The organism is Ensifer meliloti (assembly GCF_030064585.1).
GTDB classification, from domain to species: Bacteria; Pseudomonadota; Alphaproteobacteria; order Rhizobiales; family Rhizobiaceae; genus Sinorhizobium; species Sinorhizobium meliloti.
In genome coordinates this window covers 1638685-1661121 of sequence record NZ_CP120365.1, presented here as the reverse complement: position 1 = coordinate 1661121, position 22437 = coordinate 1638685, and the positions used below count along the sequence as shown (strand labels likewise).

Sequence of the window (22437 nt, the reverse complement as noted above, 5' to 3'; positions counted from 1 at the left end):
AGTTCGATGAACCCTAATTTTCGAAATTTTGCCCTTTGGGCAATCATAGCGCTTCTCCTGATAGCGCTATTCAGCATGTTCCAGCAGCCGACCGAACGAGCAGGCTCGCGTGAAATTCCATTCTCGCAGTTCCTCAAGGACGTCGACGCGAGCCGCGTGAAGGACGTGGTGATCACCGGTTCGAAGGTGATCGGCAGCTACACCGAGAGCGGGGCGACCTTCCAGACCTATGCGCCCGCCGTCGACACGGCGCTGACGGAGCGGCTGGAAGCCAAGGACGTCACGGTCACGGTTCGGCCGGAGACGGACGGCTCGTCGGGCTTCCTCAGCTATATCGGAACGCTGTTGCCGATGCTCCTGATCCTCGGCGTCTGGCTGTTCTTCATGCGGCAGATGCAAGGCGGCTCGCGCGGCGCGATGGGTTTCGGAAAGTCCAAGGCAAAGCTTTTGACGGAAGCGCATGGCCGCGTGACCTTCGACGACGTCGCTGGTGTCGACGAGGCGAAGCAGGACCTGGAGGAAATCGTCGAATTCCTGCGCGACCCGCAGAAGTTCCAGCGTCTCGGTGGCCGCATCCCGCGCGGCGTGCTGCTGGTCGGACCGCCCGGCACCGGTAAGACGCTGCTTGCCCGCTCGGTGGCCGGTGAGGCGAACGTGCCCTTCTTCACGATCTCGGGTTCGGACTTCGTCGAAATGTTCGTCGGTGTCGGCGCATCGCGCGTCCGCGACATGTTCGAGCAGGCGAAGAAGAACGCGCCCTGCATCATCTTCATCGACGAAATCGATGCGGTTGGCCGTCATCGCGGCGCCGGTCTTGGCGGCGGCAACGACGAGCGCGAGCAGACGCTGAACCAGCTGCTGGTCGAGATGGACGGCTTCGAGGCGAACGAGGGCATCATCCTCATCGCCGCGACGAACCGGCCGGACGTGCTCGACCCGGCGCTGCTGCGTCCGGGCCGCTTCGACCGCCAGGTCGTCGTGCCGAACCCGGACATCAACGGCCGCGAGCGGATCCTGAAGGTGCATGTCCGCAACGTGCCGCTCGCACCGAACGTGGACCTCAAGGTGCTGGCGCGCGGCACGCCGGGCTTCTCGGGCGCCGATCTCATGAATCTCGTCAACGAATCGGCGCTGATGGCGGCGCGGCGCAACAAGCGTCTCGTTACCATGCAGGAGTTCGAGGACGCCAAGGACAAGATCATGATGGGCGCCGAGCGCCGCTCCTCGGCCATGACCGAAGCCGAGAAGAAGCTGACCGCCTATCACGAGGCGGGCCATGCGATCCTTGCGCTCAACGTCCCCTCGGCCGATCCGTTGCACAAGGCGACGATCATTCCCCGGGGCCGTGCGCTCGGCATGGTGATGCAGTTGCCCGAGGGCGACCGCTACTCGATGAGCTACAAATGGATGATCTCGCGTCTCGCCATCATGATGGGCGGACGCGTTGCCGAGGAACTGACCTTCGGCAAGGAGAACATCACCTCGGGCGCATCCTCCGATATCGAGCAGGCGACGAAGCTTGCCCGGGCGATGGTGACGCAGTGGGGCTTCTCCGACCAGCTCGGACAGGTCGCCTATGGCGAGAATCAGCAGGAGGTTTTCCTCGGCCATTCCGTCGCGCAGCAGAAGAACGTTTCGGAATCGACCGCGCAGAAAATCGACAACGAAATCCGCCGGCTGATCGACGAGGCCTATGAGACGGCACGCCGGATCCTCGTCGAAAAGAACCATGAATTCGTGGCTCTCGCGGAAGGCTTGCTCGAATACGAGACGCTGACCGGCGACGAGATCAAGGCTCTGATCCGCGGCGAGAAGCCGGCGCGCGATCTCGGTGACGATACACCGCCGCACCGCGGCTCCGCAGTGCCTTCGGCCGGTACGAAGAAGGAAGCCGGCACGAAGGGCGAAGAGCCTGAAGGCGGGTTCGAACCGCAGCCGCAATAGGTTCCTACACATGCGCAAATCAAATGCCGCCGCTCCGGAAGGGGCGGCGGCATTTTTGGATGCTCACGGTTTCAATGAAGCAGTGGTGCGCGCCGGTTTTGCGTTCATGCTTCAGGCGACCCGGCCGAAGCGTTGAAAGATCCAGTTGTAACGCGCTGTAATGATTTCTGATGTTATGATCGGTGCCGTATATTGCGGTTTTATGGCAAATATGGCGCAGATCTGCAGGCGGGGTCGCGGAACTATGAAAAACAATAGCGGAACACGCAGGCAGACGCGGCCGGCACAAGAGACGATGCCGAAGCAGGACAATGGAGTTTTTATGAAGCGCAGATATTTCGGCACCGACGGCATTCGCGGCCAGTCCAATATATTTCCGATGACGCCGGACCTCGCCATGCGGGTCGGCATTGCAGTGGGAACCATTTTCAGAAACGGCGCTCACCGACACCGGGTGGTGATCGGCAAGGATACGCGCCTCTCCGGCTATATGCTCGAGAACGCGATGGTCGCGGGCTTCACGGCGGCGGGGCTCGACGTCTTTCTGCTCGGCCCGATCCCGACGCCAGGCGTTGCCATGCTGACGCGGTCGCTGAGGGCCGATATCGGCGTGATGATCTCCGCCTCGCACAATGCGTTTCGCGACAACGGCATCAAGCTCTTCGGACCCGACGGCTACAAGCTTTCGGATGACATCGAGCAAAAGATCGAGGACCTGCTGGAGCAGGACATGTCCGGGCAGCTCGCCAAGCCGGAGGATATCGGCCGGGCCAAGCGCGTCGACGGTGACATCTACCGTTATATCGAGCAGGCCAAGCGGACGCTGCCGCGCGACGTCACGCTGAAAGGTCTCCGGATCGCCATCGACTGCGCAAACGGTGCCGCCTACAAGGTCGCGCCCTCCGCCCTTTGGGAACTCGGCGCCGAAGTCGTTACGATCGGGACCGAACCGAACGGCGTCAACATCAACCTCGAATGCGGATCGACGCATCCGGCGGCGCTTCAGAAGAAGGTGCACGAGGTGAGGGCGGATATCGGCATCGCGCTCGACGGAGACGCCGACCGTGTTCTGATCGTCGACGAGGAGGGGGCGGTCATCGACGGGGACCAGCTCATGGCGGTCATCGCCGACAGCTGGGCGGCAGACGGCATGCTCAAGGGCGGCGGCATTGCCGCGACCGTCATGTCGAATCTCGGCCTCGAACGCTACCTTCAGGCGCGCCGGCTCAAGCTTCACCGCACGAAGGTGGGCGACCGCTACGTCGTCGAGCAGATGCGTCAGGACGGCCTGAACGTCGGTGGCGAGCAATCGGGACACATCGTGCTTTCCGATTTCGGCACGACCGGCGACGGCCTCGTCGCTGCGCTGCAGATCCTCGCGGTCGTCAAGCGCCAGGGCAAGACGGTGAGCGAAATCTGCCGTCGTTTCGAGCCGGTGCCGCAGGTCCTGAAGAACGTTCGCGTGTCGGCCGGCAAGCCCCTGGAGGATGCCGCCGTGCAGCAGGCGATCGCTGAAGCAGAGGCGCAGCTCGCCAAGAACGGGCGGCTGCTCATCCGGCCCTCCGGCACCGAACCGCTGATCCGCGTCATGGCGGAAGGCGACGACCGCGGTCAGGTCGAGCGCATCGTCGACGAACTCGTCAACGTGATCGGCGGCGTGCGCAACGCTGCCTGAAGAAGTAGCCTTTGCCCCTCATCCGGCCTGCCGGCCACCTTCTCCCCGCAAGCGGAGCGAAGGGACAAGGGGCCTGCCCTCGTACGCCATCGCCTCCCGGTGTCAGGGAGTGAAACCGTTGCCACGAGTCACCTTCTCCCCGCTTGCGGGGAGAAGGTGACGGCAGGCGGATGAGGGGCAACTATTGTTGGCTGCGACGACCGAATACTGCCGACAGTTAATATTCAAGGTAAATTTTTGTAGTTAATCAGGGATTAACCATTCCCCTTCATTATGCGTCGAAGCATACGGAACCGCTGCGACTATGATCCGTCAGCCGTTCAAGAATACTCTAATGTATTGGGGTTGGGGCATGAAGAAGATTTTTAGGGGCGTTGCTGCGGCTCTGCTGAGCGGCACGCCGGTATATGCAGCGGACGTCTATCAGCCGCCCGTGGAAGCGCCGTTCGTCGAGCAGCCTGTGGAGGTGGTCGAAGCCAGCGGCTGGTATTTGCGCGGCGACGTCGGCTACGCGTGGAACGATTTGCGCGGGGCCCACTATTTCCAGGGCTCGAACAGCAACCTGGTCGATTTCGACCGCGCCGATGTGGATGATTCCTACGTCCTTGGCGGCGGTGTCGGATACCAGATCAACAGCTATCTGCGTGCCGACGTCACCCTCGATTATCTCGGCGAGTCCGACTTCAACGGTTCTACCAGCGGCGGTTGCGGGGTTGCCGTCAATTGCGTCTCGAACGATGTCGCATCAATGTCCGCCTGGAGCCTGCTCGCCAATGCCTATGTGGACCTCGGGACCTACGGCGCCTTCACGCCCTATGTCGGTGCCGGTATCGGTGGCACCCGGGTAAAGTGGGGAACGCTGCGCAACACGAGTTGCGACGTCACGGATCCGAGCAACTGCGACCCGACGATCGAGCACAAGGGCGAAAGCGATTGGCGCTTCACCTATGCGCTGATGGCCGGTACCTCCGTAGATCTCACCTGCAATCTCAAGGCCGATGTCGGCTACCGCTTCCGCCATATCAACGGCGGCAACATGTTCGGCTACAATCTCAACAGCGGCCCGGCCTACGACAAGGACATCTATGTGCACGAGGCGCGCGCCGGCTTGCGCTATTCCTTCGGCAACAATTGCGAAGCGGCCTATGTGCCGCCGGCCGAGCCGATCGTATACAAGTGATCCGAGCTAGACCTAGACTGCGGAGTTTCGAAGGGCCGTCCCATGGGGCGGCCCTTCCGTTTTGTCGCCCTTTCCACATTCCTAAGAGACATGGTTAACCCATAGTTAACCCGTGCCTGCAATAGTTAACGCGAATGGTCAGCTTCATGCTGCAGCGCTTTGCGTCCCCATATGCGCAAGCCCGCAGCTTGGCCGAGCGAAAGGGCATGGCATGGATTGGCGACGGGGATTTTGCAGCATGGCGTTCTGCGCCGGCCTGTTGGCGCCGTTCTCCGCACAGGCCGCCGACGAAGAACTGCTCGACGCGCCCGAGATAACGATTTCGCCGGAAGCGACCGGCGGCGGCCGCCTTTATCTGCGTGGCGACATCGGCTACGCGGCCTGGCTGGACGAGGGCGATCCCTTCTACCGCTCCTTTGGCGGCACGGGAGAAGTTTCCTTCGACAACGCACGCTTCGACAAGCCGCCCTCCGCCACGATCGGTCTCGGCTATCAATTCACCGACGTCATTCGTGCCGACCTGACGGCCGAATATTTCGAGGGCCGCTTCGACGGGTCGTCGCTGTCCGCCAGTCCGTGCGCGGGCGAGGGCGCTGGGACAAGGTGTGCCCTTTCCCACAGCGCCAATTTTTCCGCGCTCGGCCTGATGGCAAACGGTTATCTCGATCTGGCGACGCTTGCCGGTTTCACGCCGTATCTCGGTGCCGGTATCGGAGCAACCCGGATCGACTGGAAAACGACCCATGAAACCTCGACTTGCGTCGGGGCAGGCGGGGCCTGCTCCGGGGCGGCGGGCGGTGCTTCCTACGGCGGGCGGGACAGCTGGCGCTTTACCTACGCCCTCATGGCGGGTGTCTCCTACGATGTCACGGATCGGCTGAAGTTCGATGCGGGCTATCGCTATTCGCAAATCGCGGATGGCGACATGTTTGGCTCCGGGGGCGCGAAGGGTCATGACGACGGACTCTCACGCCATGAGTTCCGAGTCGGCCTGCGTTTCGCGCTTTGGTGATGCAGAGCGGGTTTGCTCGAAACGGCAAAAGTTTCTTCAATCGCGACGCGACCGCTTGACTTCCTCTCCGAGCCGCAATATTCCCGGCGGCGGGACACCCCTCCCCAACGAGGGGCTTCTATCTGAGAGGATAGCATATGACGAAGCCTGCCAAGCCGGCCATGCGCCCGGCCAATACTCATTTTTCTTCTGGTCCTTGCGCCAAGCGTCCCGGTTGGACGCTCGAAGCTCTCTCCGATGCCCCGCTCGGTCGCTCGCACCGTGCCAAGATCGGAAAGACGAAGCTCAAGCAAGCGATCGACCTTACCCGCGAAATTCTCGAAGTTCCGGCCGACTACCGTATCGGTATCGTCCCCGCTTCGGATACCGGTGCCGTTGAAATGGCGCTCTGGTCGCTGCTCGGCGCCCGCGGCGTCGACATGCTGGCCTGGGAGAGCTTTGGTGCCGGCTGGGTGACCGACGTCGTCAAGCAGTTGAAGCTCTCCGACGTACGCCGCCTCGAAGCCGATTACGGCGAGCTCCCGGACCTGTCCAAGGTCGATTTCGACCGCGACGTAGTCTTCACCTGGAACGGCACGACCTCCGGCGTGCGTGTCCCGAATGCCGATTTCATTCCCGCGGATCGCAAGGGCCTGACCATCTGCGATGCGACCTCCGCCGCCTTCGCGCAGGCGCTCGATTTCGCCAAGCTCGACGTCGTGACTTTCTCCTGGCAGAAGGTGCTCGGTGGAGAGGGCGCCCATGGCGTGCTGATCCTCAGCCCCCGCGCCGTCGAACGGCTGGAGACCTATGTCCCCGCCTGGCCGCTGCCGAAGATCTTCCGCATGACCAAGGGCGGCAAGCTGATCGAAGGTATCTTCACCGGCGAGACGATCAATACGCCGTCCATGCTCTGCGTCGAGGACTATATCGACGCGCTTCTCTGGGCGAAGTCGGTCGGTGGCCTCGAAGGTCTGGTGGCCCGCGCCGATGCCAATGCCGAGGTCATTCACCGTTTCGTTGCAGCCAATGACTGGATCGCCAACCTCGCGGTGAAGCCCGAAACCCGCTCCAATACGTCGGTCTGCCTGAAGATCGCCGACAATGATGTGTCGGCGCTCGACGCGGACGCACAGGCCGCCTTCGCCAAGGGCGTCGTGGCCCTCCTCGAGAAGGAAGGCGTCGCATTCGACATCGGCCACTATCGCGATGCGCCGTCCGGGCTTCGCATATGGGCGGGCGCGACGATCGAGACGTCCGACATGGAAGCGCTGATGCCGTGGCTTGCCTGGGCTTTCGAGACCCAGAAGGCGACGCTTTCGCAGGCTGCCGCCTGATCCGATGCGATCCGCTTCGCTCTCCCTGAGGGCGAAGCCTAATCCCCAATGGTTCAGACCTGTTTTTTCAAGGAGGCCTTCATGGCACCTCGCGTTCTCGTATCCGATGAACTGTCGGAAACCGCTGTCCAGATATTCCGCGACCATGGCGTGGAAGTGGATTTCCAGCCGAAGCTTGGCAAGGACAAGGAGAAGCTTGCCGAGATCATCGGCAATTACGACGGCCTCGCCATCCGCTCAGCCACCAAGGTGACCGAAAAGCTGATCGCCGCCGCGACCAATCTCAAGGTCGTCGGCCGCGCCGGCATCGGCGTCGACAATGTCGACATTCCCGCCGCTTCGCGCCGCGGCATCATCGTCATGAACACGCCCTTCGGCAACTCGATCACCACCGCCGAGCATGCGATCGCCTTGATGTTCGCCGTTGCCCGCCAGCTTCCCGCTGCCGACGGCTCGACCCAGGCCGGCAAGTGGGAAAAGTCGAAGTTCATGGGTGTCGAGATCACCGGCAAGGTGCTCGGCGTCATCGGCGCCGGCAATATCGGCTCGATCGTCTGCGCCCGCGCGATCGGTCTCAAGATGCACGTCATCGCCTATGATCCGTTCCTGTCGAAGGAGCGGGCGGAGGAAATGGGGGTCGTCAAGGTCGAGCTCGATGAACTCCTCGCCCAGGCAGACTTCATCAGCCTGCACGTGCCGCTGACGGACAAGACCCGCAACATCCTGAACGCGGAGGCGATCGCGAAGGCCAAGCCGGGCATGCGTATCATCAACTGCGCCCGCGGCGGTCTCGTCGATGAAAAGGCGCTTGCCGAGGCCCTCAAGGCCGGCCACGTCGCCGGCGCAGGCTTCGACGTCTTCGAGGTCGAGCCCGCCACCGAGAGCCCGCTCTTCGGCCTGCCGAACGTCGTCTGCACCCCGCATCTCGGCGCATCGACCACCGAGGCGCAGGAGAACGTCGCTCTGCAGGTCGCCGAGCAGATGTCGGAGTATCTCGTTAAGGGTGCGGTCACCAACGCCATCAACATGCCGTCGATCACGGCGGAAGAGGCGCCGATCCTAAAGCCCTTCATCCGGCTCGCGGACGTTCTCGGCGCCTTTGTCGGGCAGGTCACCGAAAGTGCGATCAAGGAGATCGAGATACTCTACGACGGCTCGACCGCGGCGATGAACACCAAGGCGCTGACGAGCGCGGCGCTCGCCGGCCTGATCCGCCCGCAGGTGGCCGACGTCAACATGGTTTCGGCGCCGGTCATGGTCAAGGAAAAGGGTGTGATCCTTTCCGAGGTCAAGCGCGACAAGACCGGCGTCTTCGACGGCTACATCAAGTTGACTGTAAAGACGGCGAACCAGACCCGCTCGGTCGCAGGTACCGTCTTCTCCGACGGCAAGCCGCGCTTCATCCAGATCAAGGGCATCAATCTCGATGCGGATGTCGGCAATCACATGGTCTACATCACCAACACCGACGTTCCCGGCATGATCGGCTTCATCGGATCGACCCTCGGCGACGCGGGCGTCAACATCGCCAACTTCCAGCTCGGCCGTGAGAAACAGGGCGGCGATGCAATCGCGCTGCTTTACGTCGATGGCCCGGTTTCGGAGATCGTGCTCGACAAGCTGCGGGCGAACGAAGCGATCCGCCAGGCAAAGCCGCTGGTGTTCAATATCGACTGAGCACGGTCGCCCCCCTCATCCGGCCTGCCGGCACCTTTCCCCATCGTGTGGGGAGAAGGGGCCGGCAGGCGGATGAGGGGCGGGTTACTACAGCGCGGCGCGATTTCTCACGCGCGCGAACATGCGAGCCTTTATGTCACCGCGGCAGCTTCGGCCGGCCGCGTTCGGCGATGGCGATGCCGCCGAGGACGAGTGCCAACGCCGCGAGATGAAACGGGTGAAATATCTCGCCGACCAGAAGGACGGAGAGAAGGGTCCCGAACACCGGAATGGCGTTGATGAACAGACCGGCACGGTTGGCGCCGATCATCTCGACGCCGCGAACATAGAGAACCTGCGACATCAGCGAGGGGAAGATCGCCGCATAGATCACGATCGCCCAGCCGGTCGCATCCGGCATGATCGCCGTGCCTTTCCCCATCTCCCACAAGAGGAGCGGTATGGCGCTCAGCAGCGCCCCGAAGGCCGGGGCGGCTATGAAGCTCTGCCAATGCATCGCCGGTTTCCACCGCAGCGCAACCGTATATGCGGCATAGACGATGCAGGCGAGGATCATCAGCGCGTCGCCGAAATTGAAGCTCAGGCGCATGAGGCTCGCGAGATCGCCATGGGCGGCGGTAATGAGCACGCCGATCAATGTGACGGTAAAGCCGATGACCTGGGCGAGCGACGCCTTCATCTTGAAAAGCGCGAAATTGAAGATGAAGATCAGCATCGGAATGCCGGCCTGAAGGATGACGGCATTGATGGCGCTGGTGTATTGCACCGCGGAATACAGGAACGCATTGAACATGGTGAAGCCGACGGCGCCATAGGCAAGCAGCTGCAGCCAGTGCTGGCGGATCTTTTGCCAGTCGCGGCGGATCTGCGGAGTCATCAGGACCAGGATGACCGCAAGCGCGAGCAACCAGCGCAAGGTCGTCAGCATCATCGGGCTGACGTGCCCGACGGCCATCTTGCCCGCTACCGAATTGCCGCCCCAAAAGAGCGCGGTAATACCGAGATAGAAATAGGCCCTGGCGTTCACGATGATACGGTCCGTGCGGGATGGAGGAGGATTGCCGGAATGGCACGAGAGTTCGAGATATAGGCGTTAAATCCGCGGTTTGTCATTCAAAAAGGACTGACCACCGCTCATAACGGGGTCGCTTTCCGAAAGACAACACAGTATAGATGCGCGGGTTTGAGAACAGCGCACCGTCCGCATGCGCGCGTGAACAGGAAGAGAATTATGACGAATGTCGTGGTGGTCGGATCCCAGTGGGGCGACGAAGGCAAAGGCAAGATCGTGGATTGGCTCTCGGAGCGCGCCGACATCGTGGTGCGCTTCCAGGGCGGCCACAATGCCGGCCACACGCTGGTGATCGACGGCGTCAGCTACAAGCTGTCGCTGCTGCCTTCGGGTGTCGTCCGTCCCGGCAAGCTCGCCGTCATCGGCAATGGCGTGGTGATCGACCCCCATGCATTGCTCGCCGAGATCGACAAGCTTGCGGCCCAGGGCGTCAAGGTCACGCCCGAGAACCTGCGCATCGCCGACAATGCCACGCTCATTCTCTCGCTCCACCGCGAGCTCGACGGCATACGCGAGGATGCTGCTTCCAACAGCGGCACGAAGATCGGCACGACCCGCCGCGGCATCGGTCCGGCCTACGAGGACAAGGTCGGCCGCCGCGCGATCCGCGTCATGGATCTCGCCGATCTCGACACCCTTCCGGCCAAGGTCGATCGGCTGCTGACGCATCACAACGCGTTGCGCCGCGGCCTCGGCGAGGCGGAAATCAGCCATCAGGCGATCATGGACGAGCTGTCGTCGGTTGCCGAGCGCGTGCTGCCGTTCATGGACACGATCTGGCTGCTCCTGGACCGGGAGCGCCGCAAGGGCGCACGGATCCTTTTCGAAGGCGCGCAGGGCACGCTGCTGGATATCGATCACGGCACCTATCCCTTCGTGACCTCGTCGAACACGGTCGCCGGTCAGGCCGCCGCCGGCTCGGGCATGGGCCCCGGTTCGCTCGGCTATATCCTCGGCATCACCAAGGCCTATACGACGCGCGTCGGCGAGGGGCCGTTCCCGACCGAACTCGACGATGAAATCGGCCGCTTCCTGGGAGAGCGCGGCCATGAATTCGGGACGGTGACGGGTCGCAAGCGCCGCTGCGGCTGGTTCGATGCTGCGCTGGTGCGCCAGTCGGTCGCCGCCAACGGCATCACGGGCATAGCGCTCACCAAGCTCGATGTGCTCGACGGGCTGGATGAGTTGAAGATTTGCGTCGGCTATACTCTGGATGGACAGCAGATCGATCATCTTCCCGCAAGTCAGGCACAGCAAGCTTCGGCAAAGCCGGTCTATATCACGCTCGAGGGATGGAAAGAATCGACGGTGGGTGCCCGCAGTTGGGCCGATCTTCCGGCGCAGGCGATCAAGTATGTTCGCCAGGTCGAGGAACTGATCGGCGCGCCGGTCGCGCTACTTTCGACCAGCCCGGAACGGGACGACACGATACTTGTGACGGACCCTTTTGAGGACTAGTGTCGGCGCAGGGAAAGCGGCGACGCGGCAATTGCCGCGGGTCTCGAAATTGAGAAAGTACTGATGGCGGATTTTGTTGCAGTTATTCGCAGGACGGTCGACGGCCTGTCGGAAAACACACTGGAAATGCGAGGCAGGGTCTACGAGAAGGCGCGCGGTGCCGTACGCCGTCAGCTCGAGAGCATGAATCCCAGGCCCTCGGACGACATGATCAACCGCCAGCTCAACAAGCTGGAACAGGCAATCTCCGAGGTTGAAAGCGAACACGCCGAAGCCCTGCCGCCGGTCGAGGAGACCGAAGCTATCGAGCCGGATACGCTCGAAGCACCGCCGAGCGACGAGGCCGCCACACCGGTAACACAGGAGGCGGAGCCTGAGGGACTGCCGGCCGCATCCGTCGAAGCGGAACAGACCGCTCCAACTCCGGTCGAAGAGCCTGCTTCGGACGCCGCCCCCGAAGAACCTGAAGATCTGGTGCAAGCGGCCCCCGATGAGGAGCCGCCTGCACCGGTTGCCGAGGCGCCCACGGTCGACACGCGCGAAGAGGCACCGCTTCACGAGGTGGAGCCGGTCGACGCTGCCCCCGCCGCTCCGCAATGGGATGAGCCGGCCGAGGAACAGCAGCCGGCCGCCGAGGCCGATGCGCAGCAGGAACATCCGGCCGAAGACGTGACGGCCGCCGAGCCCGATCCGCAGGATGTCAGCCGCGATGAGGCTGAGATCGAAACGCATCAGGCCGAGCCGGCGCCGGTGGAGGTCCAGGCCGAGGATGTGCCGGACAGGCCGGGACCATCCGAGTGGGCCTTGCCCGAATGGGAGGATACCACCCCCCCGGCACGGCCGAGCGAGACCCCGGCCGAGCCGGAAGACCATAGGCAGGACGAGACATCGCCGGCCGAGCCTGAACGGCTTGGCATACATCCGGTCGAGCCGGAAAAGGCGGAAACGCAGCAGCAGCGCGGCGAGGCCGACGCAGCGCGCTCCTGGTCATTCGACGACAGCGACCCCTTTGCCCAAGGAACCGAAGGCACGAAGGACCGGCCGGCCGACGAGCCGGAAATTTCCGAATGGTCGTGGCCCGTCGAGAAGGCTCCGGCGGCCGCGAACCAGGAAGAGCGTGCCGGCACGGCCTGGGACCATGTCGATGATCTGCTCGGTTTTGACGACGACGGGCGAACGGCGAATGGTCCGACGAGCAACAAGGACAAAGACAGCAGCCTTGCCGCGCCGCCGGCGGTCCCTGCTCGCCCCACTTCCTATCGCACCACGCCCAAGCCCAGCCGGTTCAGCATCAAGCGCCTGTCGATCGGCGCGGCGGTCGTGCTTCTCCTCGGCGCCGGCGGCTACGCCTACTGGCAGAACAGAGAGGCGGGCAATGCCTGGCTCACGGGCATGGTCGCGAAGCTCATGCCGGGTGATCCCGCCGAGGCACCGGCACCGGCGACGCCCGGTAGCGAGGCCGAGCCGGCGAACCGACCGGCCGAACAGTCCGGCATCGAGGAAAATGCAGCGCTTTCGGATGCTGCATCCACCAAGTTCACTCAGCGGCTGCTTGCCGATGGAACGGAAATGGACGAGGGACCTGCCGTCGCGAACGAGACGGCAGCTTCTCAGGAAGGCAAATCCGTCGCCGCACGGACGCATGCGGTAGAGCCGCCGAACGCCAATGCCGGCGTGCAGCAGGCGGCAGCGGATCAGACAGCCTCGCCGGTGCCCGGCCAGGCCGCCAGCGAGGCAGCGCAGCCCGAGGTTTCCGTCGCCGATGGCGAGAAGATGTTCCTCTATGAAGAGAGGCTCGGCCAGTCCTCACCGACCGCGATCCCCGGCACCGTTGCCTGGTCGATCAAGGAGGAATCGCCCGGCGGCGATGCCAAGCCCGAGCCCGCGATCCAGGCGCAGATCACGGTTCCCGATCGTGGCCTCACGGCACTGATGACCATCAAGCGCAATGCCGATCCGTCCTTGCCCGCAAGTCACGTGATCGAATTCGTGTTTTCGCTGCCCGAGAGCTTCGAGGGCGGCGCCATCGACGGCGTCCAGCGCGTTTCGATGAAGCGAACCGAGCAGGACCGCGGCGATCCGCTGATCGCAGTCCCGGCAAAGATCACCGACGATTTCCACATGATCGCGCTCAACGATTTTGCCGAAGCGGTCAGCAACAACACCGAGCTTCTGCGCAGCCGCAGCTGGATCGATATCCCCATCACCTATCGCAACGGCCGCCGCGCGCTCCTCACCTTGGAGAAGGGGCAGGGCGGAGCGGACGCCTTCAACAAGGCCTTGCAGGCATGGGGCAGTCCCGGCAGCACAGCTTCCAGCGGGCAGTAGAGCACTTCCTGGAAAAGTGGGTAACGGTTTTCCGTCCGGTAGTGCGTGGTTTCAGAGCACATGAAGACATGAAAAAATCCCGGCTGGGTGTCCAGCCGGGATTTTCGTTTGTCGAGAAATGAGTGGTCCTTTAAGCGCCTTCAACCACGCGCAGCGCACTGGCTCGTTCCAGCGCAGCCTTGCGCACGGCCTCCTGCACCTTTTCGAAGGCACGAACCTCGATCTGCCGCACGCGCTCGCGGCTGATGTCGAACTCGGTCGAAAGATCCTCCAGCGTTATCGGTTCCTCGGTGAGGCGGCGGGCCTCGAAGATCCGGCGCTCACGATCGTTCAGAACCTTCATGGCATTGGCCAGCAGTGCGCGGCGGCTCTCGAGCTCGTCCTGTTCGATCAGGATTTGTTCCTGATTGTCGTGATCGTCCACCAGCCAATCCTGCCACTGGCCGGAATCGCCTTCGCTCGCCTTGATCGGCGCGTTGAGCGAAGCGTCGCCCGAAAGGCGACGGTTCATCGAGACGACCTCTTCCTCACTGACCTTCAGGGTCGTGGCGATCTCCTTCACCTGTTCCGGCTTGAGATCGCCTTCATCGAGCGCCTGGATGCGGCCTTTCAGCCGTCTCAGGTTGAAGAACAGGCGTTTCTGGTTGGCCGTCGTGCCCATTTTGACCAGAGACCACGAACGCAGGATATATTCCTGGATGGCAGCCTTGATCCACCACATGGCGTAGGTCGCGAGGCGGAAGCCGCGATCGGGCTCGAACTTCTTGACCGCCTGCATCAGGCCGACATTGCCTTCGGAAATGACTTCGCCGATCGGCAGACCGTAGCCGCGATAACCCATCGCGATCTTGGCGACGAGGCGAAGATGGCTCGTTACGAGCTTGTGCGCGGCCTTGCGGTCGTCATGCTCCTGATACCGCTTGGCGAGCATGTACTCTTCCTGCGGCTCGAGCATGGGAAATTTGCGAATCTCGTCGAGATAGCGGTTGAGACCGCCCTCTCCAGCAGCAATGGTCGGCAAGGTATTGCGGGCCATGAAGCACCCCCTTTGTGCGTCGCCGGCCTCCGGGACGGCAGGCCGGGCCTGTGGGTCTTCATCCAAGACCCCACGAGGCTAATAGATAAGTGCGGCGAAAGCATGATTCAAGGAATCCAGTTTCACGCTGTCGTGAAACTGGAGAAAGAAATCGGCGAATTGAAACGCCTATAAGATCGGAATCTTCACACGCAAATTCAAGGGGCTCCGGCCCGCAGCGCCGCGATCAATTCCTGCATATCCGCCGGCACGGGCGTTTCGAAATGCATGGTCTCGCCGGTTGCGGGGTGTTCGAATTGCAGCATGAAGGCGTGCAGGGCCTGTCGCGGAAAGCGATTGACGGCGGCCCTCGCCGGTTCCGGCAGCAGATTGGCCTTGGTGCGGAAGGCCGCGCCGTAATCCGGATCGCCGATGAGCGGATGACCGATATGGGCCATGTGCACGCGGATCTGGTGCGTACGCCCGGTCTCCAGATGGCACTCGACGGTGGAGGCGAGAGAGGTGCCGTCCGGTTTCTCGTGATAGCGCTCGACCACCTCGTAATGCGTGATCGCCTCGCGTGCATCGTCGCTGTCTTCGCGTTTGACGGCCCGTTTCGTCCGGTCGCCCGCCCGCCCCAGCGGTGCGTCGATCTTGCCCTTCAATTGGCGCGGCCGGCCCCAGACTACGGCGCGATAGGCGCGCTCGAGCGGCCCGTTGCGGCCATGGTCGGCGAACTGATCCGAAAGGTGGCGGTGTGCGGCATCGTTCTTCGCGACCACCATGACGCCGCTCGTGTCCTTGTCGAGGCGATGCACGATACCGGGGCGCTTGACGCCGCCGATGCCGGAAAGGCTGTCGCCGCAATGGTGGATGAGCGCGTTGACGAGGGTTCCCGTCCAATTGCCGGCGCCCGGATGCACGACCAGACCGGCCGGCTTGACCAGTACGATCAGATCGGCATCCTCGTAAAGCACGTCGAGCGGGATCGCCTCACCCTTGGGTTCGGGATCCTCCGGCTCGGGCAGGGCAATCCGGAAGGAGTCGCCGGGATGAACCTTTCGCTTCGGTTCGGTGACGGTCGCGCCGTTGATCGAGACGGCTCCTTGCTCGATCAGGCTCTTGATGCGATTGCGCGAAAACTCGCCCGCAAGCGCTTCCGTCAGGAAGGCGTCGAGGCGCCCGGCCGCGTCATCGCCTGCCGTCAGGACTTTCCTATTGCCGGGCGCTTGTTTAAAGGGATCGTTCATTCCGTTCCAATTCCGATAGAAAGCCGACCATGACCGCAATCGAGCCTGAAGAACAGGAAGACAAGCCGCTTGACCCCGCGATGGAGAACGTCCGTCGCAAGATGGTGCGCCTGCAACTCGTCTCGGCCGGCGTGATGCTGGTGATGCTTATGGCCGTCCTCGGGGCGATTGTCTACAAGCTGACCCGCACGGACGGAAGCGCCGAGGCGGCGCAGCCGGCCCTGAGCGTGCCCGGCGATGCGCCGGTAAGTGCCATTGCGGCGCTGCCGGCCGGCTTCTCGGTGAGCAATGTGGCGCTTTCCGGCTCGCAGCTCGTCTTCTACGGCAGTTTGCCCGGTGCGGAGCCGCGTGCGATCGTTTTCGACATCAGGGCCGGCCGCATCGTCGCCGACGTCACGGTCAGGACCAACTGACGACATGACTGAGCCTCTCCTTCGCATCGACGACCCGGCGGACCCGCGCATAGCCGGGTTCCTGTCGATCAAGGAGCGCGATCTGACGGGACGGCAGGGCCGCTTCATCGCCGAGGGGACCGTGGTGCTCAGGATGCTTGCAGCTGCGCATCGCGAAGGGCGCGGCATCGCAGCCGAGGCGATCCTGCTCCTCGAGAGCCGGGTCGCCGGCGTCGCGGAGCTGCTCGCGCAGTTTCCGCCGGACGTTCCGGTCTATGTGGCCGCCAGCCGCGTCTTCGACGCGATCGCCGGGTTCAACATGCATCGCGGCGTGCTGGCGCTCGGCCGGCGCGATGCCGCGCCGGGCCGCGATGCGCTGATTGCAGGCTTACCGCAGTCGAGCCTCGTGCTCGCCGCCTGCGGCATATCGAACCACGACAATATGGGATCGCTCTTTCGCAACGCTGCGGCCTTCGGGGTCGATGCGGTGCTGATGGACTCGACGAGCTGCGATCCGATGTACCGCAAGGCAATCCGCGTATCCGTGGGGTCGGTGCTGACGCTGCCCTTCGCGCGCGAGGGTACGGCGGCGGAGCTGATCGAACGTCTTCAGACGGCAGGTTTCGTCGTCTGGGGTTTGTCCCCGCGCGGCACCGCCGACATCAACGCAATCCCGCCGGCGCCGCGCACCGCATTGCTTGTCGGCACCGAAGGCGAGGGACTGCCCGAAACGATCCTTTCGCAAATCCGCACGGCCCGCATCCGGCAGCGGCCCGGCCTGGACAGCCTCAACGTGGCGATGGCGGCGGGCATAGCGCTGCATCAGGTTGCAAGCATCAACGGCAGGATTTGAGCGCAACGGCGAGCGTTTAGGCAAGATGGGTGCGGATGCTGCCCCTCATCCCGCTGCCGCGACCTTCTCCCCGCCATGCGGGGAGAAGGGGCCAGCCGCAGGCTTGAAAGCTGATCTCCAGGGAGGACAATCCAGGCGAGACATCGCCGCTTGTGCCTTCGCCCCGCTTGCGGGGAGAAGGTGCCGGCAGGCGGATGAGGGGCATGCCGCCTTCGCCAGGCGCCCTGATCTCATTCGGGCTCCAGCATCTCCTTCACCCGCCGCGCCAGGCTCCTTCGGCCTGCCTGCCCTTCGGCATCTTCGCCGGCAAGAAGGCCGTGGATGGGCGAGGTGTCGCCCTCGCGCGTCGCCGTCAGGGTGACCATGCCAGCCGCGATTTCGGCCATCTCCTCGCGGAGCGCCTCGTCGTGAGCAGCCGATTTGGAGCCGACAAGGCGTTCGGAGAGCGCTGTCGCCCGGTTTCTGAGATCGTCGGAAAGCGCGGTCGTGTCGAGGCCTTCCGTCGCGGCGTCGTGCCCGTCCGCATGCTTCGAACGCTTCGCACCGCGCGTTTTGACCTGCGACCTCAAATGGGCGATCTCTGCTGCGCGCTGTTCGAGGGCACTTTCGCGGTCGGCATTGGCCGCCGTTTCGCGGGCGAGCCGGTTTTCGAGTTGATGCATGCGTGCCTCGTCTCCGGTGAGGCGCAGCTCCATTTCCCCGGCGCGGGCGGTTTCTGCCTTCACGTTGGCGCGCAAAGTCTCGCGCTCGTCATGCATCGCTCTCATCCGGCTCTTCAAGTGCTCGATTTCGGTGTCGCGCGCCGCAAGGTCTATCTTGAGGCCGTCGAGGTCCGCGCTCTGCTTGTCGATCCGGCTCTGCAGCGAGCGCACGGTCTCGGAATTCGCACCGTTCTCTCGTGCCGAGCTTTTGGCAGCCGCCTCCATGCTTTCCAGGCGTTGTTCCAGTTGACGGATGGCAGAGCGCATGGTGGCCGCCTCGACGTTCATATCCGCCAGCTGCGCCTGAAGTTCGGTGTTTTCGCTCACCAGATGGCGCGTGTCCCTCAGGGTCCTTTCATGCTGAACCATCAGCGCGACAGCCTTGTCGCGCTCGCGGCGCAGCGCCTGAAGCGTCTTGGCGTTTTCGACGGCATAAGTCGCGCGCGCCGCATCCCTTTGCGCGCGCACTTCCTGCGGGCTCAGAGGCATCGTTGCCTTCAGCCTGTCCTCCGCAAAGCGCACGATGCGCCTTTGGATGGCAGGCGCGACGAGAAGGCCGATGACGACCGCCGTCAGGAAGCCCAGGGCAAAGAGGAGCGCATATTCAATCACGTGCGGGCCGTTTCAGTGTGGACCGGGTCTGCAGCAGGCAGTCATTCGCGTTCATGCAGTAAGCATGATGCAGGAAATGCTGCAACAATTACCGCAAGCTTGCACGTCTTTTCGAAGGGCAGTTCATCGGCGCCGTGCCGCGGGCGCCTCAGAAGGGGTTCCAGGTCGGCTGCTGCGTCAGCTTGAGATAGCCGACATTGATACCGAGCCTCGCGCCGATGCCGGTGCGGATCGGCACCACCACGACATGTTCGTCCGTCAGCACCGTCATGCCGACGCCGGCGACCACGTAAGCCGAACCGGAGACGCCGCCGAAGCGCTTGTAAAGAGCCGGGACGCTCGGCAGATTGTAGACGAGCATCATGGCGCGGCTGCCCTGGCCGCCCCAGTCGAGCCCGAGTGACGGGCCCTGCCAGAAGACGCTGTGCTGCCCCACATTCTTGGTATGGAGCTCGCCCTCGCCATAGGTGACGCCGGCGATGAAGGCACCGGATCCTTCCTGACCGAGGATATAGCCGTTCGGCAGGCCATAGCGCTCGAAGGCCCGCTCGACGACCTTGGCAAGGCCCCCGGACGTTTCGCCGAAGAAACCATGACCGGCGTCGACGATCTCCTGCATCGTGTACTGGCTTGAGTTTTGCGATTGCGCCTGCGCGCCGGAGGTGCCGGCGATCAGGGTGCCGGCCACCAGGGCCATCATGGTCACAATAGCGCGGACAGCCATCAGGGTGGTCTTCATCATCGGCTGCATCGTTTCCTCCGTCGGGGCGCGAAAGCGGCTCGCGCGCCGGCCGTCATGACCGGCTCTTCCATCGGCTGCGCCGTCGGTGCCGGCACGGGCCATTTTCACAAGCATGCGCGCGGGACGCACTAGCATTTGGAACGAGTGCACCTTATCGGCTTCCAGGAACCCACCTGAAATCGGGGTGCTCCGACAATTTGAACGGATCATCTTAACAATCGGTTTACCAAATGTGATGTCATTATGGCTTATCGACATATGGCACGACCGCCCGCCTCATGATCTTACTCACGACCGTGCGGGAGCTGCGTCGGGCTTATGCGCGCCCGGCGCCGCGACAGCCCGTGATCCGGTTTGAAGCGAGCAAGGAAGAATGATGGCAAAGAATCCGAATCTGACGTTGACGGGACACGATCTGGCCGCGCTGCTGTGCAGCCGCGTCTGCCACGACATCATCTCGCCGGTCGGCGCCATCAACAACGGTCTCGAACTCCTCGACGAGGGCGGCGCCGATGCGGACGCGATGGACCTGATTCGCACCAGCGCGCTCAATGCCTCGGTACGGCTGAAATTCGCGCGCCTTGCCTTCGGGGCCTCGGGCTCGGTCGGTGCCTCGATCGACACCGGCGAGGCCGAGAAGGCCGCCAAGGATTTTGCCGCTTCGGAGAAGAAGACCGAGGTCAACTGGAACGGACCGCGCGCGATCATCGCCAAGAACCGCGTCAAGCTGCTCCTGAACCTGTTCCTGATCGCTTACGGCTCGATCCCGCGTGGCGGCGTCATCGACATCACTCTGGAAAATCCGGAGTTCGACGCGATATTCACCCTCAATGCCAAGGGTCGGATGATGCGCGTGCCGCCCAAGCTGGTGGAGCTCATCTCCGGCACGCCGGAGGAGGCGGTCGACGCACATTCGATCCAGCCCTATTACACGGTGCTCCTGGCGGAAGAGGCCGGTATGGCGATCGACGTCGTATCGACCGGCGAAGCGATCGTCTTCACCGCTCGCGTCGTAGCGCCCGAAACGGTGAGCGCCTGAGGCGGAACCAAGCGCGGCTTTCGGCAAATCTGGCCGATTTCCATCGTCTCATTGCTCCGGTGACGGGAGGACCCATGCGCCCTCCCGTATGCTTCACGACCGCATCCCTCCGACCGACCGGAAGCGTCGGCGGTTTTCAGCGCGGCGGGTGATGCCGCGTCACCGCGGTAACTGTTTCTTTGCCAAATCCGTATAGGATTGCTTCATGGAGATGGTTTCGCGTGTGGCGGAGCGGGAAGGAGATGGACGTGCGGCGCTTGATGATTGCTGACGGATCGGATGTTGTGCGTAAGGTCGGGAAGCGCATCCTGTGGGGAATGGGATTCCTGGTTTCCGAGGCGCCGAGCAGCCTTGAGGCGCTGGTGCGATGCGAGGCCGAACTGCCGAACATCCTGATCGTCGATGCGGGCCTGGACGGTGCGCTCGAGCTGATCGGCAATATCCGTCGCCTGCCTGAGGGCGCTTCGGTGCGGATCTATTACTGTGTCGTCCAGGCGGATCTCAAGAAGATGATGGCCGGCAAGCGGGCCGGTGCCGACGATTTCCTGCTGAAACCGTTCGACCGCAAGATACTGACGAGTGTTTTCGCCGGTCAGTCCATGGCGGCCTGAAACAGAGCCGGTCCTATGGGGCCACGCGGGGCTTACCCAAGCGCTCACCTGCCCCATCTTCCGATAGAGCAAGGCTTTCTCTCTTGATTCCTCATTCCTGTGCTCGTCACAGGAATCCAGCCAGGCCAAGTCCTTGGGCTGAAAAGACCCTCCCGCGCCGCAGACGCAGCGCTGCTGGATTCCTGTGACACGCACAGGAATGAGGCAGAGAGAAAAAATGTATCCGCCACTAATCGCTGCTATGCGGCGTCACGTACTTGCTGTGACGGGTCAATATGCGTCGGCAACAAAAAACCCGCCCTGACTAGGCGGGTTCGGCTGCGGTTCGGGCGAGGCGGCAGATGCGGGTATGTCGCCTACGGGAATGCCGGAAATCAGGCGGTTTCCAGGTAGTCGCTGCCTTCCGGCTCGCGCAGCACGTAGCCGCGGCCCCAGACGGTTTCGATGTAGTTGGCGCCGCCGGCGGCATTGGCGAGTTTCTTGCGCAGCTTACAGATGAAGACGTCGATGATCTTCAGCTCCGGCTCGTCCATGCCGCCATAAAGGTGGTTCAGGAACATTTCCTTGGTGAGCGTCGTGCCCTTGCGCAGCGAGAGCAGCTCCAGCATCTGGTATTCCTTGCCCGTCAGATGCACGCGCTGGCCGCCGACTTCCACGGTCTTGGCGTCCAGGTTGACGATCAGCTCGCCCGTCGAGATGACCGACTGGGCATGGCCCTTGGAGCGGCGCACGATCGCGTGGATCCGGGCCACCAGCTCGTCCTTGTGGAAAGGCTTGGTCATATAGTCGTCGGCGCCGAAGCCGAGGCCGCGCACCTTGTCCTCGATACCCGCCATGCCCGAAAGGATGAGAATCGGTGTTTTGACCTTCGACAGACGCAGCGTTCTGAGAACTTCGTAACCGGACATGTCCGGCAGGTTCAGGTCGAGGAGAATGATGTCGTAGTCGTAAAGCTTGCCGAGATCGACGCCTTCTTCCCCGAGATCTGTGGTGTAGACGTTGAAACTTTCGGACTTGAGCATGAGCTCGATGCTCTGAGCCGTCGCGCTGTCGTCTTCGATCAGTAGAACCCGCATAGTCTTCCCCTTTTCCGCCGCCCAAGGTTGTCGTGGCATCCTTACGCGATACGGATCCAGTCGTTGCCTGATTTGGAGGCTGCCACCAAATGGTTAACAAATTCTGATTCACTCTGGCAAGGTGTATCGAAAATGTTAAATATTTTTAGCAGTCTCCTGATTCAAAACGTAAATCTGAAATTGCGCTCCTCATGTGATACATGAGGGAATGCCGTTAACTGACTCTTCCGACTCGTAAATGCGCGAAAGTCCACATTTCATGCATCAGCATTTACGGAGCCTTAAATCATCGCACCTATGATTAACGATGCCCGTAAACGAAAGGTTACCAGCGGTAGGCATTTGTTAAGGCCGCGGTCGATTTTTGTTTCCGGCTCGGTTGGGCCGGCACAACGGGCCGCAGATCACGGGGATTCCGGGCGAACCGGCTTCTCTAGTGGTCGATTAGAAGGAGTTAGAGCGGGATGCGGGCGGAGATCTCCTT

General features: G+C 62.8%; 18 protein-coding genes. 12 read left to right on the top strand and 6 right to left on the bottom strand.

Annotation, left to right across the window (positions count from 1 at the left end):
* Positions 1-6: 6 nt before the first annotated feature.
* The 6 genes from ftsH (at position 7) to serA (ending at position 8804) form a co-directional block, all read left to right on the top strand.
* Positions 7-1944, top strand: a complete 1938-nt coding sequence (gene ftsH, locus PZL22_RS15170; RefSeq protein ID WP_003527585.1) for an ATP-dependent zinc metalloprotease FtsH — start codon at positions 7-9, stop codon at positions 1942-1944.
* A 322-nt stretch (positions 1945-2266) separates the two neighbouring features.
* Positions 2267-3619: a phosphoglucosamine mutase gene (gene glmM, locus PZL22_RS15165; protein WP_003527581.1), complete on the top strand. Its 1353-nt coding sequence runs from the start codon at positions 2267-2269 to the stop codon at positions 3617-3619.
* A 304-nt stretch (positions 3620-3923) separates the two neighbouring features.
* Entirely contained in the window at positions 3924-4799 is an 876-nt protein-coding gene (locus tag PZL22_RS15160; RefSeq protein ID WP_013844837.1) for an outer membrane protein, read from the top strand.
* Positions 4800-5010: 211 nt separating this feature from the next.
* On the top strand, positions 5011-5811 hold the full coding sequence (locus tag PZL22_RS15155; RefSeq protein ID WP_086017687.1) for an outer membrane protein: 801 nt from the start codon (positions 5011-5013) through the stop codon (positions 5809-5811).
* 137 nt (positions 5812-5948) lie between these two features.
* A complete protein-coding gene (locus PZL22_RS15150) occupies positions 5949-7127 on the top strand; it encodes a phosphoserine transaminase (RefSeq protein ID WP_003527575.1) in 1179 nt (392 codons plus the stop codon).
* Between the two features lie 81 nt (positions 7128-7208).
* A complete protein-coding gene (serA, locus tag PZL22_RS15145; RefSeq protein ID WP_003527573.1) occupies positions 7209-8804 on the top strand; it encodes a phosphoglycerate dehydrogenase in 1596 nt (531 codons plus the stop codon).
* Positions 8805-8940: 136 nt separating this feature from the next.
* Here serA and PZL22_RS15140 read toward each other — a convergent pair whose 3' ends face one another.
* Positions 8941-9831, bottom strand: coding sequence for a DMT family transporter (locus PZL22_RS15140; protein ID WP_003527571.1), 891 nt, complete (start codon positions 9829-9831; stop codon positions 8941-8943).
* Positions 9832-10035: 204 nt separating this feature from the next.
* On the opposite strand from PZL22_RS15140, the gene PZL22_RS15135 reads away from it, so the two are divergent.
* Both PZL22_RS15135 and PZL22_RS15130 read left to right on the top strand, forming a co-directional pair.
* Positions 10036-11334, top strand: coding sequence for an adenylosuccinate synthase (locus tag PZL22_RS15135; protein ID WP_003527570.1), 1299 nt, complete (start codon positions 10036-10038; stop codon positions 11332-11334).
* Positions 11335-11397: 63 nt separating this feature from the next.
* Entirely contained in the window at positions 11398-13662 is a 2265-nt protein-coding gene (locus PZL22_RS15130) for a hypothetical protein (protein WP_127516311.1), read from the top strand.
* A gap of 130 nt (positions 13663-13792) precedes the next feature.
* Here PZL22_RS15130 and rpoH read toward each other — a convergent pair whose 3' ends face one another.
* On the bottom strand, positions 13793-14698 hold the full coding sequence (rpoH, locus tag PZL22_RS15125; protein ID WP_003527567.1) for an RNA polymerase sigma factor RpoH: 906 nt from the start codon (positions 14696-14698) through the stop codon (positions 13793-13795).
* Between the two features lie 197 nt (positions 14699-14895).
* Complete coding sequence (locus PZL22_RS15120; protein WP_003527565.1) at positions 14896-15927, bottom strand: RluA family pseudouridine synthase; 1032 nt, start codon at positions 15925-15927, stop codon at positions 14896-14898.
* Between the two features lie 29 nt (positions 15928-15956).
* On the opposite strand from PZL22_RS15120, the gene PZL22_RS15115 reads away from it, so the two are divergent.
* Positions 15957-16340: a hypothetical protein gene (locus tag PZL22_RS15115; RefSeq protein WP_003527564.1), complete on the top strand. Its 384-nt coding sequence runs from the start codon at positions 15957-15959 to the stop codon at positions 16338-16340.
* Positions 16341-16344: 4 nt separating this feature from the next.
* On the top strand, positions 16345-17172 hold the full coding sequence (locus PZL22_RS15110; protein WP_003527563.1) for a TrmH family RNA methyltransferase: 828 nt from the start codon (positions 16345-16347) through the stop codon (positions 17170-17172).
* Positions 17173-17402: 230 nt separating this feature from the next.
* Here PZL22_RS15110 and PZL22_RS15105 read toward each other — a convergent pair whose 3' ends face one another.
* Both PZL22_RS15105 and PZL22_RS15100 read right to left on the bottom strand, forming a co-directional pair.
* Positions 17403-18485, bottom strand: a complete 1083-nt coding sequence (locus tag PZL22_RS15105) for a coiled-coil domain-containing protein (RefSeq protein ID WP_003527562.1) — start codon at positions 18483-18485, stop codon at positions 17403-17405.
* Between the two features lie 148 nt (positions 18486-18633).
* Positions 18634-19236 carry a DUF1134 domain-containing protein gene (locus PZL22_RS15100; RefSeq protein ID WP_010970153.1) on the bottom strand — a complete coding sequence of 201 codons (603 nt, stop codon included), beginning with the start codon at positions 19234-19236 and terminating at the stop codon, positions 18634-18636.
* A 367-nt stretch (positions 19237-19603) separates the two neighbouring features.
* Here PZL22_RS15100 and chpT point away from each other — a divergent pair, with 367 nt between their 5' ends.
* Positions 19604-20266, top strand: a complete 663-nt coding sequence (gene chpT / locus PZL22_RS15095; protein WP_003527560.1) for a histidine phosphotransferase ChpT — start codon at positions 19604-19606, stop codon at positions 20264-20266.
* 242 nt (positions 20267-20508) lie between these two features.
* The gene (locus PZL22_RS15090) at positions 20509-20877 is read left to right on the top strand and encodes a response regulator (protein ID WP_080573314.1); all 369 of its coding nucleotides are present in this window, start codon (positions 20509-20511) and stop codon (positions 20875-20877) included.
* A 374-nt stretch (positions 20878-21251) separates the two neighbouring features.
* Here PZL22_RS15090 and ctrA read toward each other — a convergent pair whose 3' ends face one another.
* Complete coding sequence (ctrA, locus tag PZL22_RS15085; protein WP_003527557.1) at positions 21252-21953, bottom strand: response regulator transcription factor CtrA; 702 nt, start codon at positions 21951-21953, stop codon at positions 21252-21254.
* Between the last annotated feature and the right edge of the window lie 484 nt (positions 21954-22437).